Origin of the sequence: Pseudactinotalea sp. Z1748, from assembly GCF_049725185.1 — a bacterium.
Taxonomy (GTDB): domain Bacteria; phylum Actinomycetota; class Actinomycetes; order Actinomycetales; family Beutenbergiaceae; genus CALKWS01.
Window position 1 is genome coordinate 1 of the sequence record NZ_JBMPQB010000008.1, and the last position, 12,590, is coordinate 12,590.

Sequence of the window (12,590 nt, forward strand, 5' to 3'; positions counted from 1 at the left end):
CCGTTGCGTGCCCTTTATAAGCCCGGCCCGCGTGCTGGTCTGGAACTTGTCGAACGTCCTGAGCCTGAGCCTGGTCGGGCGGAGGTGAAGATCCGGGTGTTGACTACGGGGATTTGCGGGACGGATCTGCATATCCGTAATTGGGACTCCTGGGCGGCCTCGATGGTGACTGCTCCCTATATTCCCGGGCATGAGTTCTATGGCGAGGTGGTGGCCGTGGGGGATCTGGTGCAGGACGTCAAGGTCGGGGACAGGGTCTCTGGTGAGGGTCATATCGTGTGCGGGACCTGCCGCAACTGTCGCGCCGGGCAACGCCAGTTGTGTATCCGCACCATCTCGGTGGGGGTGCAGCGCGACGGGGCTTTCGCTGAGTTCGTGGTGATTCCGGCGGAGAATGTGTGGGTGCACACCTTCCGGGAGGGGCAGCAGCCCATCACTGCCGAACTGGGTGCGATCTTTGACCCGTTCGGTAATGCGGTGCATACCGCGTTGAAGTTCTCGGTGGTGGGTGAGGATGTGCTGATCACCGGCGCCGGGCCGATCGGGTTGATGGCCGCGGCGGTGGTGCGTCATGTGGGTGCCCGGTACATCGCGATCACCGATGTGTCCGCGCCCCGGTTGGCTCTGGCCGAGCGGATGGGGGTGGACCTGAGTGTGGATGTGTCCAAGACCAGCATCGAGTGGGCTTTCGGGGAGTTGGGGTTGAAGGAGGGGTTCGATGTGGGCCTGGAGATGTCCGGGCACCCCGATGCGCTGCCGGAGATGATCCGGGATATGAACCACGGGGGTCGTATCGCGCTGCTGGGGCTGCCTACTGCCTCCATCGATATCGACTGGTCGGTGGTGGTGACGCACATGCTCACGTTGCAGGGGATCTACGGGCGGGAGATGTTCGAGACCTGGAACGCGATGGCCGCGATGCTGAGTTCGTCCACCTGGCTGCACCACACCATCTCCTCGGTGATCACCGACGTCCTACCCGCCACCCAGTGGGAGCGCGGCTTCGAGATCGCCGCCAACGGCACCAGCGGCAAAGTCGTCCTGGACTGGTCCACCCTCTCCTAGCGAAACGCGGGGCAGGTCTCGCGTTCCATGACCGTCCTGTTGTCACAACCCGAAGGAGCCACGTGCGACGTATCGCCTACCGTCGGGCCTCCACTGGATGGCTCGACGCCCTGCCGCTGGGTAACGGGCGGGTCGGTGCGATGGTTTTCGGCGAGGATGATGGCGTCCGCCTACAGCTGACGGAGGGCACCGGATGGTCCGGCTCCCCAGCGAGTGAGCACCGCGACGGTCGCATCGACACTGCGGCCGCGGTCACAGCCCGCCAGGAGGCCCACCACCTCTTCGATGCCGGCCAGGTCGTTGCTGCCGAAGAGGTTCTGCGCCGTGTGCAGTCCCGCCAGCCCCAGGCACTCCTTCCCTTCGGTGACGTGGAGTTGCGCCACCGCACGGGCGACGTCACCCGCATCCTGGATCTGGCTGATGCGGTCCACACCGCAAGTGTTGGCGCTGTGAAGCATGAAAGTTTCGTCAGTGCGCCGGACAATGTCATGGTCCACCACCTCATCTCCAAGTCGCCGGTGGACGTGACCGTGCGGGGTTCCACTCTGCTGCGCATCCTCGACATCTCGGCGGACGCCTATGGCTTGGAGATCTTGACAGCCCTCCCGGAGGATTACGACCGCACGCCCACCGACGAGGGGATGATCCGGTGGACCGGTGCGGGGGTAACTCCGGTGCGTGGTGCTCTCAGCCTCCGTTGGGAGCACGACGGGATCACCGCCGTCAGCCCGGATGAGCAGACCGCGGCTGAGATCGACGTGAAACTTCTCGGCGTGCGCAGGTTGGTGCTCGTCGCGGCGATCGAGACCACCTTCGATCAGATCGGTGCTCCGACGCGTGGGAGCCTCGAGAGGGCGGCGGAGTGCGCGCGAGCGCGCGCGCACCGGGCCCTGCGCGTTGGCCATTCTTCCCTGCGAGAGCGCCATGTCAGCGAGCACCGTGCCTTGTTCGACCGCGCGGGGCTGCGGCTCACAGCGACTGACATGATCACCGATCCTGATCAACTCCTGGCCGCGCACGGCAACGGCGCTGATCCGGTGATGTTGGAAGCGCTGTTCGACTATGGGCGCTATCTGCTCATCGCTTCCTCCCGCCCCGGTGGACTGCCGGCTACCTTGCAAGGGCTCTGGAACGGTTCACTCGAGCCACCGTGGTCTTCGGCCTACACGATCAACATCAACACCGAGATGAACTACTGGCTCGCCGGGCCAACGAACCTGCCGGAGGCGGCTGAGCCCCTCATGAACCTGGTGGAAGCACTCGCGAAGCGGGGCCGGGAGACCGCACAGCGGTTGTACGGCGCCCGGGGTTGGGTGGCACACCACAACACCGATGCCTGGGCCTTCTCCACACCCACCTCAGGCGACGCCTCGTGGGCTCAATGGCCCATGGGAGGTGTGTGGCTGGTCTGCGAACTCGACCGGCTGCGCGGCTACGGCACATGTCCGGCGACATGGGCGGACCGGTTATGGCCGCTGGCTATAGGCGCGGCGGAGTTCGTCCTCGACCTGCTGCAGTCAGGGCAGGACGGATGGAGGCACACCTTCCCCTCGACGTCGCCGGAGAACCGGTACCACACCCCCGATGGCCCGGCGTCGGTCTCGGTGGGCACTGGCATGGATCGGACCTTGATCACCGAACTCTTCGCCGTCGTGCAGGGTTTGGCGGCCGTTACCGGCAACACCGACCACCCAGCGCTACCCGAGGTACACGCAGCAAGCGAGTGGATCCATCCGCCGATCATCGACGACGACGGCACCGTTCGCGAGTGGCACGCCGGTGCGGTGGCTATCGACCCGCACCACCGGCACCTCTCCCACCTGGCCTTTGCCTACCCCGGTGGCACGGACCTGGACGCGGATGATGGTGCACTCGCCGCCGCCGTCGACCGGACGTTGCGTGCTCGTGGGGACGAGGCCACCGGATGGTCGCTGGCCTGGAAACTCGCGCTCCGGGCACGACTGCGCCAAGCCGATTCCTTCACCCGGTTATTGCCGCTGCTGTGCCGACCGGCGGGGCATCGGAGCGCAGGTTTGTACAGCAATCTCTTCGCAGCCCATCCCCCGTTCCAGATCGATGGGAACCTGGGCTTCACGGCGGCCATGTGTGAGGCGTTGTTGCAGAGTCACCGCGAGGAGATCGAGGTGCTGCCTGCGCTGCCTGAGAAACTGGGGTCCGGATCCTTCCATGGCCTGGTCGCTCGCCCGGGCCTGAGCGTGGACCTGACCTGGGAGAACGGGCGCCCCATCTCGGTGGTCCTTCGTGCCCTGAACACGTCCGCGGCGGGCCCTCACCAGCTGCGGCATGGCGACACAGTCTTGTCCGTCGACGTCCCGGCCCACTCTGTCGCCGGATACGCATGGCCCAGGTGACACCGTCGCTGAAAGTTGGCAGGGTCGCCCAACAACTACCCGGAGGTTGAACGTGTCAGTAAGCATGACGAACGCGAGGAAACGGCCGGCCACGCGTCCAAACATCATGGTGATCTGTGTCGACCAATGGCGCGGTGATGCGCTCACTGCCGCCGGCCACCCCCTCGTGCGAACGCCGCACCTCGACGAATTGGCTGATCAGGGAACCAGGTTCGCCCGTGCCTACTCAGCCACCCCGACCTGCGTACCCGCTCGGGTGGCCCTGTTCACCGGCCAGTCACCCGAGCGGCACGGACGCTATGGATACCGCGAAGGGGTGCCGTTCGACCTGGCTCACCCGGTCACGATGCAGGGGACGCTGCGGGAGGCGGGGTATCAGACCCATGCCGTGGGGAAGATGCACGTGTACCCCGAACGGGCTCGCTGCGGCTTCGACGAGGTGAGGCTGCACGATGGATTCATGCATTTCGGGCGCGGGTACGGGCATCGGAACCTGGAGGCGCATGACGACTACGTCACCTGGTTGCGTCGTCAACCCGGCATGCACGCCGGGGCCGACTACTTCGATGACGGCCTCGGCTGCAACTCCATGGTCGCGATCCCATGGAGTCGTCCAGAGGAACTCCACCCGACCAACTGGGTGGTCAGCGAGACGCTGGACTTCCTGCGTCGGCGGGACCCGACAGTGCCGTTCTTCAGTTGGGTGTCCTTCCATCGGCCGCACGCACCTTTCAATCCACCGCAGTGGGCGTTCGACCAGTACCTGCACGGTGATGTCCAGAGGCCGCCGGTGGGTGATTGGATCTCCAATTTCGACGAGTTCCGCCGGGACAACCACCACCAGACGGTGCTCGGCCGTCTCCAGCCTGATATGCACCACCGTGCGATGAGCGGCTACTACGGGAACATCACCCACATCGACCTGCAACTGAACCGGCTGTTCGAGGGCCTCGGGGAGTACGGGCTGGCGCAGGACACCACCATCATCTTCACCTCTGACCACGGCGAGATGATGGGCGACCACGACATGTACCGCAAGAGCGTGGGCTATGAAGGGAGCGCACATGTACCTCTCATCGTGCGACCTGCTCCGGCCTTCTTCCCGGACGCTGTCCGCGGCCGGGTCGTCGAGGACGTCACCGAGCTGCGAGATGTGATGCCCACCGTGCTGGACACCGCCGGGGTGGCCGTCCCAGACTCGGTCGACGGCTTGAGCCTGGTCCCGCACACACTGGGCCAGTCCCCGTCCTGGCGTCAGGAGATCCATGGTGAACACGTCCACTTCGGGCAGTCGCTGCAGTGGGTGACCGATGGTCGACGGAAGTACCTCTGGGCCTCAGGGCGTGGCATTGAACAGTTCTTCGATCTCGAGGAGGATCCCCACGAGGTGCATGACCTCATCACCGATTCTGATAGGCAAGCGGAGATCGAGGCGTGGCGGCAGCGCCTGGTGGGCTACCTTGATGGCCGGCCGGAGGGCTTCGTGGCTGATGGGCGGCTCGTTCCGGGCTGCCCGGTGCGCTCTGAAGCCCCCCACATCTCCGAACTCGTGGGCCAGTGACTGCCGGCGCGGCCGACCGCTCGGCTACGGTTCGACGTCGGCGCAGCCGACTTCCATGGCTGGTTCGCCGTGTGTCCTGACGAATTTCAGGTACGGCCCGGCCTGGAACGTCGATGCTTCAAACGGGCGTAGGCGTCGACCACGATGCCGGAGGAGAAGTCCGCCTACTGCCCCTTGACGTTGATGATCTGGCGCAGCACGTGGTCCACTTCCACCAGGTCCGCGGCATCGTCCATCACCTGGTCGATGTCCTTGTAGGCATCGGGGATCTCATCGATGAAGGCTGCGTCGTCGCGGTACTCGATACCGGCCATCCGCCGGCGCAGATCATCCTGGCTGAACGTCTGGCGGGCCTTGCGTCGGGAGTACATCCGCCCCGCGCCGTGTGGGGCCGAGCACAGCGACATCTCGTTGCCCTTGCCCGTCACCACGTACGAGGCGGTGCCCATCGAACCGGGGATCAGCCCACGGGTCCCGGCGTGCGCGGCGATCGCGCCCTTGCGGGAGACCACCAGGTTCTGCCCGAAATGGGTTTCGGTGGCGGTGTAGTTGTGGTGGCAGTTCACCTCCTCCAGGCGCTGCACCTCCTGATCCATGAACGTCCCGAGTTGATCGATCACCCGGTCCATCATCACCTCCCGGTTCAGCCGGGCGAACTCCTGGGCCCAGTGCAGGTGTGACATGTACCCCGCGTAGTGGAAGTCGGTCATGGCCAGGTGCGCCAGGTTGGCATCGGGTAGATCAGGGTCGCGTTTGGTGGCGTACTTCTTGGCCTGCTTGATGTAGCGCTGGGCGATCTTGTTCCCCACCCCGCGGCTGCCGGAGTGCAGGAACGTCCACACCGCGCCGGTCTCATCAGCGGTGACCTCGATGAAGTGGTTCCCCCCGCCCAGCGACCCCAACTGCAATCGCCAGTTCTTCGCGAACTCCTCCGGCGTCACGCTCTCTGCTGCGGCCAACTCCTCCAACTGGGCCACCTTCGGCGCCGTGGCCTCCTGCACCTTGCGGTTGTGCCGGCCGGGGCTGAGGGGAACGGCCCGTTCGATCCGCTCCCGTAGGTGCGACAGCGGCCGGCCGGCGGCGCGCAATTGCTCAACGGAGAACTGGGTGCGCACCGCCACCATCCCGCACCCGATGTCCACGCCGACCGCCGCGGGGATCACAGCCCCCTGGGTGGGGATGACCGAACCGACGGTGGCGCCCATCCCCACATGCGCATCCGGCATCAGCGCCACGTGCGGGGTCACGAAGGGCAGCGCGGCCGTCAGCTCGGCCTGCGCGAGCGCATGCTCGTCGATGATCGAGGCCCAGGAGTACAGCTTCTCGCTGATTTGCTTCATGCGCGCCACCCTCTCAGGTGCGCCCCCGCCCAGCACCCCCGCCCCGCGCACCCCAGCACCGCCGCCCCGCACCGCCGCCCCGCGCCGCCGCCCCGCGCCGCCGCCCCGCGCCGCCGCCCCGCGCCGCCGCCCCGCGCCGCCGCCCCGCGCCGCCGCCCCGCGCCGCCGCCCCGCACCGCCGCCCCACGCCCTCGTGCCGCCGTGGCAGCTTGGCAAGCGCCGAGGGCGATCCTGGTGGCCGAGGACGAGTGGCAGAAGGCTCGTCCTCGGCGGCGGGGCTCGCCCTCGGCGGATCCGGCGACGGTAGCCGCTGGGCTGCGGACGCTCGCCCAGCCGCGGCCAGGCGCCGCCAGCCGCGCCGCCGCCCAGCGCCGCAGCGCGCCGAGGGCGATCCTGGTGGCCGAGGACGAGTGGTAGAAGGCTCGTCCTCGGCCGCGGGGCTCGGTCTGGGCGGATGTGGCGGCGGGAGCCCTGGCACCATGGCCGCGGGGCTCGGTCTGGGCGAATGTGGCGGCGGGAGCCCTGGCACCATGGCCGCGGGGCTCGGTCTGGGCGGATGTGGCGGCGGGAGCCCTGGCACCATGGCCGCGGGGGCTCGCTCTCGGCGGGAGTTGTGAGGGGAGGGGGTCAGGGGAGGCCGTGCACCGCGGAGCCGTGCGGGTTGGTGCGTGCCCGGGGGATGCCGTCGACGGTCAGCAGGAACCGGCCGTCGTCGGGGGCGTCGTCGGCCTCGCCGTCGGTGCGCTGCGTGGAGGCACCCGGCGGGGAGCCACCCTGCGTGGAGGCATCCGGCGGGGAGCCACCCTGCTCGGAGGCACCCGGCGGGGAGCCACCCAGTGCAGCGGACGGCAGGACCGGGGCGAGCACTGAAGCGCCCTCGTTGCTGATCCAATGTCCGGGGAGACCGCTGACCACGTCCACGAACTTGGCCCGTGCGTCGGTGTCCAGATAGGCCAGCACCGCGGAGTGGAACACCACCAGCGTGGCCTCCGGTGGGGCCTGGGCGGCCAGGGACGGCAGCGCCTCGCCCAGATCACCGGCGACCAGGTGCAGGCGCTCGCGAGCGGCGATGTCCAACGCGGCCCGCAACCGCTGGCGGCGGGCCTGTTGCCCGGGCCAGATGAGGGTCTCCAGCCATGCCCGGGCATCGGGGTCGGTGGCATCGATGGGGTTCAGATCGATTCCGGCGCGCCAGGCGATCTGCGGCATCGCGGGGGCGGGCACACCGGCACCCAGGTGAGCCTCGATCACCACCGGGGAGGGACCGCCGTCAGGGTCGAGGCGGGTGCCGTCGTCGTAGGCGTAGGAGTAGTGGTCCGGCAGTAGGCAGAGCCCGGCGGCGGTACCGACCTCGATCAGGGCCAACGGTTGGGGAAGTTCGGCCAGGAACGGGAGCAGGGTGGCGCAGCGAGCGGCCTCGTTGGTCTGGGTCGCCCTGGCCATGATGGTGGCGCGGACCTGATCCCAGCGCTGCAGCACCGTCTCCCGGAAGGAGGCATAGGACTCCTCCGCCCCGTGCCAGCGGGCCGCCGCGAAGACCAGGTTCGGCTGTCGCTTACCCCCGGGCAGCCTGGAGAGAAGGTCCAACACCTCCCCGTCCTGGGCGACCGCGTGCGCCCAGTCCGCATAGACCGCCGAGACCCCCCGCGCCTCCCGTTCGGCGAACAATCGGTAGCCCTCGGCGAGGGGGCGCCGGCCCAGATGAATAGATGGATCCATCGGGCCATCCTGCCCGGGACCACCCGCTGGTGGGCAAGCCCTTACTGCCCTGCGCCCTCAGCCGCCAAGGGGTTGAGCACCCGGCGCAGGAAATCGCGGGTGCGCGGCATCTGCGGGTCGCCGATCAGTTCGGCGGCCGGTCCCTCCTCCACCACCACGCCCTCGTCCAGGAAGACCACCCGGTCGGCGACCTCCCTGGCGAAGCCCATCTCATGGGTGACCACGAGCATGGTCATCCCGGCCTGCGCCAAGTCCCGCATGGTCGAGAGCACATCGCCCACGGTCTCGGGGTCCAGCGCGGAGGTCGGTTCGTCGAAGAGCATCAGTTCCGGTTTCATGGTCAGTGCCCGGGCGATCGCCACCCGCTGCTGCTGACCGCCGGAGAGTTGCGATGGCCGCCGCTGCGCCAGGTCCTTCAGACCCACCAGGTCCAACTGGTGCATCGCCTCGGTCTCCGCGGCCTCCCGGGAGAGTCTGAGCACCCGGCGGGGAGTGATCGTGCAGTTCTCCAGCACGCTCAGGTGCGGAAACAGGTTGAACTGCTGGAAGACCATGCCGATCCGCCGGCGCATCGCATCAAGGTTCACGTCCAGGTCGGTGGCATCGAACTGCCCCACGGTGATCCGGCCGGAATCGGGGTCCTCCAACCGGTTCACGCAGCGCAGCAGGGTTGACTTGCCCGACCCGGAGGCCCCGATCAGGCAGACCACCTCCCCGGGGTCGACGGTGAGGCTCACGCCCTTGAGGACCTCGTTGTCGCCGAAGGACTTGTACAGGCCGGAGATGGTGACCCCGGAATACTGCTCGGCCGGCGCGCTCGGCTGCTTGCTCATGGCACTCCCTGGGTCGCCGGTGTGGTCGTGATGGGTTTCTTGCGCCGCCGGGCGGGTTTGCCCGAGCCGCGGCTCTCCATCCGGCGGGCGAGCAGCGCCAGCGGCACCGTGATGATCAGGTAACACGCTCCGGCGACCACCAGCGGGGTCATGCCTGCCTGGTACATGGTGATGCCGTCGCGGCCCATCTTGGTCAGCTCCGCCGCGGATCCGGCCATCCCCACCACGTAGATCAGCGAGGAGTCCTTGGTCAGCAGGATCGCCTCGTTCGTCAGCGGGGGCAGCACGATCCGGAAGGCCTGGGGGATCTGGATGGTGATCATCGCCCGCCACGCCGGCATGCCGAGCGCCCGGGCGGCTTCCACCTGCCCCTTGGGCACTGCCTGCAGGCCGGCGCGGATGGTCTCGGCGATGTAGGCGCTGCCCACGATCGCCAGGGCGGTGGCCGCGGTCTGCAGGGTGCTCAGGTTGAGCCCGAACGCCAGGCTGGCCCCGAATCCCAGCGCGATGAACACCAGGATCGCGGGGATGCCGCGGAAGAACTCGATATAGCCGGTGGCCAGCCAGCGATAGACCGGGAAACTGGCCATGCGCATCAGCGCCAGCAGAGTGCCCGCGAGCAGCCCGAAGACGAACCCGAAGAACGTGTACTGCACCGTGTTGACCAGGCCGGTGGTGATCACCCCGGGGAACATGGAGCTGATCCGCTCGAAGTTGAAGAAACTCTGCTGAACGGCGCCCCAGTCGATGAGGACCAGCAGGGTGACCACCACGACGACGAACAGCAGGGACTGGATCCCCAGGCTGATCCTGCGCCGCTGACGGTTCGACAGGGCCATGGGGCTTAGGCGTCGTCCCCGGTGTCGCCCTCTTCAGGAGTCTCGGAGTGGAACCAGGCCTCCTCGATCTCCTCCAGGCCGCCACTGGACCTCAACTCCGCGAGGACCTCGTTGACGGCGTCGATGAGTTCGGTGTTGTCCAGTTGGGCCGCGATGCCGAGTTGCTCCCCGGTGTCGATCTCCTCCACGAACACGTACTGCGGATCCTCCCCGGCCTGGTACCCGAGAATGGAGATGTTGCCGATCAGGGCCTCCACCTGGCCCGCCTGCAGACCCTGGAGCATCAGCCCCGAATCCTCGTACTGCACCACGTCCAGACCCAGTTCCTCGCTGGCGTAGACATCACCGGTGGTGGCGGCCTGAACGCCGACCGAGACCCCTTCCAGATCATCGACGCTCTCGATTCCGGAGCCCTCGGTGGCCAGCAGCCCCAGGTTGTCGTCCAGGTAGGGGTCACTGAAGAGCATGTTCCCGCTGCGATCCTCGGTGATCGTCATCCCGGAGATCGTCAGGTCGCAGTCCTGGGCGTTCAGGGCCACACCGGACTCCAGACCGTCCCAGGAGGATTCGATGATCTCCAGGTCCAGGCCCAGGCCGTCGGCGATGGCAGAGGCGATGTCGATGTCGAAGCCGACGACGTTGCCGTCGCCGTCGTAGTACTCGAACGGCGGGTAGGGCACGTCGGAGCAGACCTGCAGGGTGCCTTCGTTGAGCGTCTGGACCTCAGCATCGACGCTCACGTCGGCGTCGACCTCGGATTCGGCGTCGACTCCGTCGCCGTCAGCACCGTTGCCGCCGCAGGCGGTCAGTGCCAGGGTCGCGACGGAGGCGAGTGCGAGGCCCTTCAGCCAGGGCCTTGCGTGAATCTGTGCGGTGTTGCGCATGCGTCTTTCCTCCGTCGGATGGTGGAGCGCTCAGGTGCCTGGTGGGTGAGGCTGAGTATAGATCGGCGGAACCGCGAACCGGCGCGATAGCGTGGCGCACAGTTCGCCCGATGGTCACCTGCACTGGAGGAACGATGTCCACCCCACCCCTGCCGCACGTCACCGAGGACTGGGACCGGGCCCTCGCCGTCGTTGCCCACCCCGATGACATGGAGTTCGGCTTCGCCGCCGCCGTGGCCCGCTGGACCTGCCAGGGCAAACAGATCACCTACTGCATGGTGACCTCCGGGGAGGCCGGCATCGACGGCATCGAACCCGGGGAGGCCGGGCCGTTGCGGGAGGCCGAACAGGTCGAGGCCTGCCGGATCGTGGGTGTGGCAGACGTGGTCTTCCTACGCGAAGGGGACGGTGTGCTGGAGTACGGCCTGCACCTGCGCCGGCGCATCGCCCACCAGATCCGCCGGCACCGCCCCCAGATCGTCATCACCAACAACTTCCGCGAGTCCTGGATGGGCGGCGGACTGAACCAGGCCGACCACATCGCCACCGGTCAGGCCACCCTGGACGCCGTGCGCGACGCCGGGAACCGCTGGGTCTTTCCCGACCAGGTCAGCGAGGGCGGCCTGCAACCCTGGGACGGGGTGCGCCAGGTGTGGCTGCCCGGCTCACCGCAGGAGAACCACGGTGTGGACGTCAGCGGCACGATGGACGACGGCGATGCCTCCCTGCGTGCGCATCGCGCCTACCTGGAGGGGCTGGGTGGGGACTTCGACTTCCCTGCGATGATCCAGCAGAACGCCCGGGCCACCGGAGAGCGGATGGGTGTGGCCTTCGGTGCCGGGCTGGAGGTATTGGAGCCGTAAGCGGCGATGACCGTTGCGCAGTAGTCGATCCTGCGGGTGTCGCAGAGCGCCCCCACCAGCGGGCGGAGTTCAGCGGTACTTGTCGGCCTCAGCGATGGCGGCGGCGAACACCTGCTCCTGCTTGCGCACCTTCTTCTTCGCATCCTTGGCCGCGGCCCTGGCCTGCGCGAGCGCCTCCTCGCTCATCGTCTCGGCCAGCCGCCGCTTCTGGGTCGCCACCTTCCACCGGGGCGTGGGCCAGGCCAGGTCGAGGTCGATGAGCGCCTGGGTGAGCAACTCGGAGACGGCCAGCCGGGCGTACCACTTCCGGTCGGCAGGGATCACGTGCCAGGGCGCGACCTCGGTGTGGGTGCGGGCGAACACGTCGGCGTAGGCGTCCCGGTAGTCCTCCCACTGACGGCGCGCGTCGACGTCGGCGGGGTCGAACTTCCAGTACTTGTCGCTGCGGTGCAACCGCTTCATCAGCCGCAAGCCCTGCTCCTCATGGGAGATCATCAGTGCGACCTTGACGATGGTGGTGCCGGACTCGGCGACCGTCTCCTCGAACTGGTTGATCTCCTCGTACCGCTTCTGCCAGACGGCCTCCTCCACCAGGCCGTCCACGCGCGCGATGAGGACGTCCTCGTAATGGGACCGGTCGAACACCCCGATCTGACCGCCGGCCGGTAGGGCCCGACGGATCCGCCACAGGAAGTGATGATCCAGTTCCTCCTGCGTGGGCCTGCCGAAGGCGCGCAGCGTCACGCCCTGGGGATCGACCATCCCGATCACGTGCCGGGCGATGCCACCTTTCCCGGAGGTGTCCATGCCCTGGATCACCAACAGCACCGACTTCTCCCCACCGCTGCGGCCGTGGGCGTACAGACGCTCCTGCAACTCCGAGAGCAGCCCGCCGCGATGCGCCATGAACTCGCGCGCGTGCCGCTTCTTCCCCGACCAGCCCGGGGTGGAGCGGTGGTCCAGATCGGCCAGGGAGAAGTCCTCACCGGGGCGCAGCAGGGTGCGCGGGTGCTCGGTCCAACGATTCTTCGGTGGCATGGCGATCCTTCGTCGGGGCTGGCTCGGTACGCTAGCGCGCGGCGCCGCTACGCGCTCGCCGTACCTTCGGGTGACC

The 12,590-nt window shown here is 67.8% G+C and carries 11 protein-coding genes; 5 read left to right on the forward strand and 6 right to left on the reverse strand.

Going from position 1 to position 12,590, the window contains the following annotated elements:
- The first annotated feature begins 3 nt into the window (after positions 1–3).
- From tdh to ACO0LU_RS15660, 3 genes are all read left to right on the forward strand, one after another.
- On the forward strand, positions 4–1,065 hold the full coding sequence (gene tdh, locus ACO0LU_RS15650; RefSeq protein WP_424789386.1) for an L-threonine 3-dehydrogenase: 1,062 nt from the start codon (positions 4–6) through the stop codon (positions 1,063–1,065).
- Positions 1,066–1,127: 62 nt separating this feature from the next.
- Positions 1,128–3,437 carry a glycosyl hydrolase family 95 catalytic domain-containing protein gene (locus ACO0LU_RS15655; protein WP_424792282.1) on the forward strand — a complete coding sequence of 770 codons (2,310 nt, stop codon included), beginning with the start codon at positions 1,128–1,130 and terminating at the stop codon, positions 3,435–3,437.
- 64 nt (positions 3,438–3,501) lie between these two features.
- The gene (locus ACO0LU_RS15660; RefSeq protein ID WP_424792283.1) at positions 3,502–4,998 is read left to right on the forward strand and encodes an arylsulfatase; all 1,497 of its coding nucleotides are present in this window, start codon (positions 3,502–3,504) and stop codon (positions 4,996–4,998) included.
- Positions 4,999–5,162: 164 nt separating this feature from the next.
- Here ACO0LU_RS15660 and ACO0LU_RS15665 read toward each other — a convergent pair whose 3' ends face one another.
- Positions 5,163–6,338: an RtcB family protein gene (locus tag ACO0LU_RS15665; protein ID WP_424792284.1), complete on the reverse strand. Its 1,176-nt coding sequence runs from the start codon at positions 6,336–6,338 to the stop codon at positions 5,163–5,165.
- Positions 6,339–6,539: 201 nt separating this feature from the next.
- On the opposite strand from ACO0LU_RS15665, the gene ACO0LU_RS15670 reads away from it, so the two are divergent.
- Positions 6,540–6,755 (forward strand): hypothetical protein, encoded by a 216-nt coding sequence (locus ACO0LU_RS15670; RefSeq protein WP_424792285.1) that lies wholly within the window; start codon positions 6,540–6,542, stop codon positions 6,753–6,755.
- A gap of 210 nt (positions 6,756–6,965) precedes the next feature.
- On the opposite strand, the gene ACO0LU_RS15675 is transcribed toward ACO0LU_RS15670, so the two are convergent.
- The 4 genes from ACO0LU_RS15675 to ACO0LU_RS15690 are packed head-to-tail and all read right to left on the reverse strand — an operon-like array spanning position 6,966 to position 10,613.
- Positions 6,966–8,057 (reverse strand): DUF2332 domain-containing protein, encoded by a 1,092-nt coding sequence (locus ACO0LU_RS15675; protein WP_424792286.1) that lies wholly within the window; start codon positions 8,055–8,057, stop codon positions 6,966–6,968.
- Between the two features lie 41 nt (positions 8,058–8,098).
- Positions 8,099–8,890, reverse strand: coding sequence for an amino acid ABC transporter ATP-binding protein (locus ACO0LU_RS15680; protein ID WP_424792287.1), 792 nt, complete (start codon positions 8,888–8,890; stop codon positions 8,099–8,101).
- On the reverse strand, positions 8,887–9,729 hold the full coding sequence (locus ACO0LU_RS15685) for an amino acid ABC transporter permease (protein WP_424792288.1): 843 nt from the start codon (positions 9,727–9,729) through the stop codon (positions 8,887–8,889). Before ACO0LU_RS15685 ends, ACO0LU_RS15680 begins: the two co-directional genes overlap by 4 nt.
- Positions 9,730–9,734: 5 nt before the next feature.
- Complete coding sequence (locus ACO0LU_RS15690) at positions 9,735–10,613, reverse strand: transporter substrate-binding domain-containing protein (protein ID WP_424792289.1); 879 nt, start codon at positions 10,611–10,613, stop codon at positions 9,735–9,737.
- 134 nt (positions 10,614–10,747) lie between these two features.
- Between ACO0LU_RS15690 and ACO0LU_RS15695 the strand changes: the two genes are divergently transcribed.
- On the forward strand, positions 10,748–11,476 hold the full coding sequence (locus ACO0LU_RS15695; protein ID WP_424792290.1) for a PIG-L deacetylase family protein: 729 nt from the start codon (positions 10,748–10,750) through the stop codon (positions 11,474–11,476).
- 69 nt (positions 11,477–11,545) lie between these two features.
- Here ACO0LU_RS15695 and ACO0LU_RS15700 read toward each other — a convergent pair whose 3' ends face one another.
- Positions 11,546–12,514: a PPK2 family polyphosphate kinase gene (locus tag ACO0LU_RS15700; RefSeq protein WP_424792291.1), complete on the reverse strand. Its 969-nt coding sequence runs from the start codon at positions 12,512–12,514 to the stop codon at positions 11,546–11,548.
- Positions 12,515–12,590: the final 76 nt, after the last annotated feature.

Coding starts and splice junctions, on each gene's coding strand:
- ACO0LU_RS15685 (WP_424792288.1), bottom strand. CDS start 9,729: ATGGCCCTGTCGAACCGTCAGCGGCGCAGGATCAGCCTGGGGATCCAG.
- ACO0LU_RS15660 (WP_424792283.1), top strand. CDS start 3,502: ATGACGAACGCGAGGAAACGGCCGGCCACGCGTCCAAACATCATGGTG.
- ACO0LU_RS15690 (WP_424792289.1), bottom strand. CDS start 10,613: ATGCGCAACACCGCACAGATTCACGCAAGGCCCTGGCTGAAGGGCCTC.
- ACO0LU_RS15700 (WP_424792291.1), bottom strand. CDS start 12,514: ATGCCACCGAAGAATCGTTGGACCGAGCACCCGCGCACCCTGCTGCGC.
- ACO0LU_RS15695 (WP_424792290.1), top strand. CDS start 10,748: ATGTCCACCCCACCCCTGCCGCACGTCACCGAGGACTGGGACCGGGCC.
- ACO0LU_RS15665 (WP_424792284.1), bottom strand. CDS start 6,338: ATGAAGCAAATCAGCGAGAAGCTGTACTCCTGGGCCTCGATCATCGAC.
- ACO0LU_RS15675 (WP_424792286.1), bottom strand. CDS start 8,057: ATGGATCCATCTATTCATCTGGGCCGGCGCCCCCTCGCCGAGGGCTAC.
- ACO0LU_RS15680 (WP_424792287.1), bottom strand. CDS start 8,890: ATGAGCAAGCAGCCGAGCGCGCCGGCCGAGCAGTATTCCGGGGTCACC.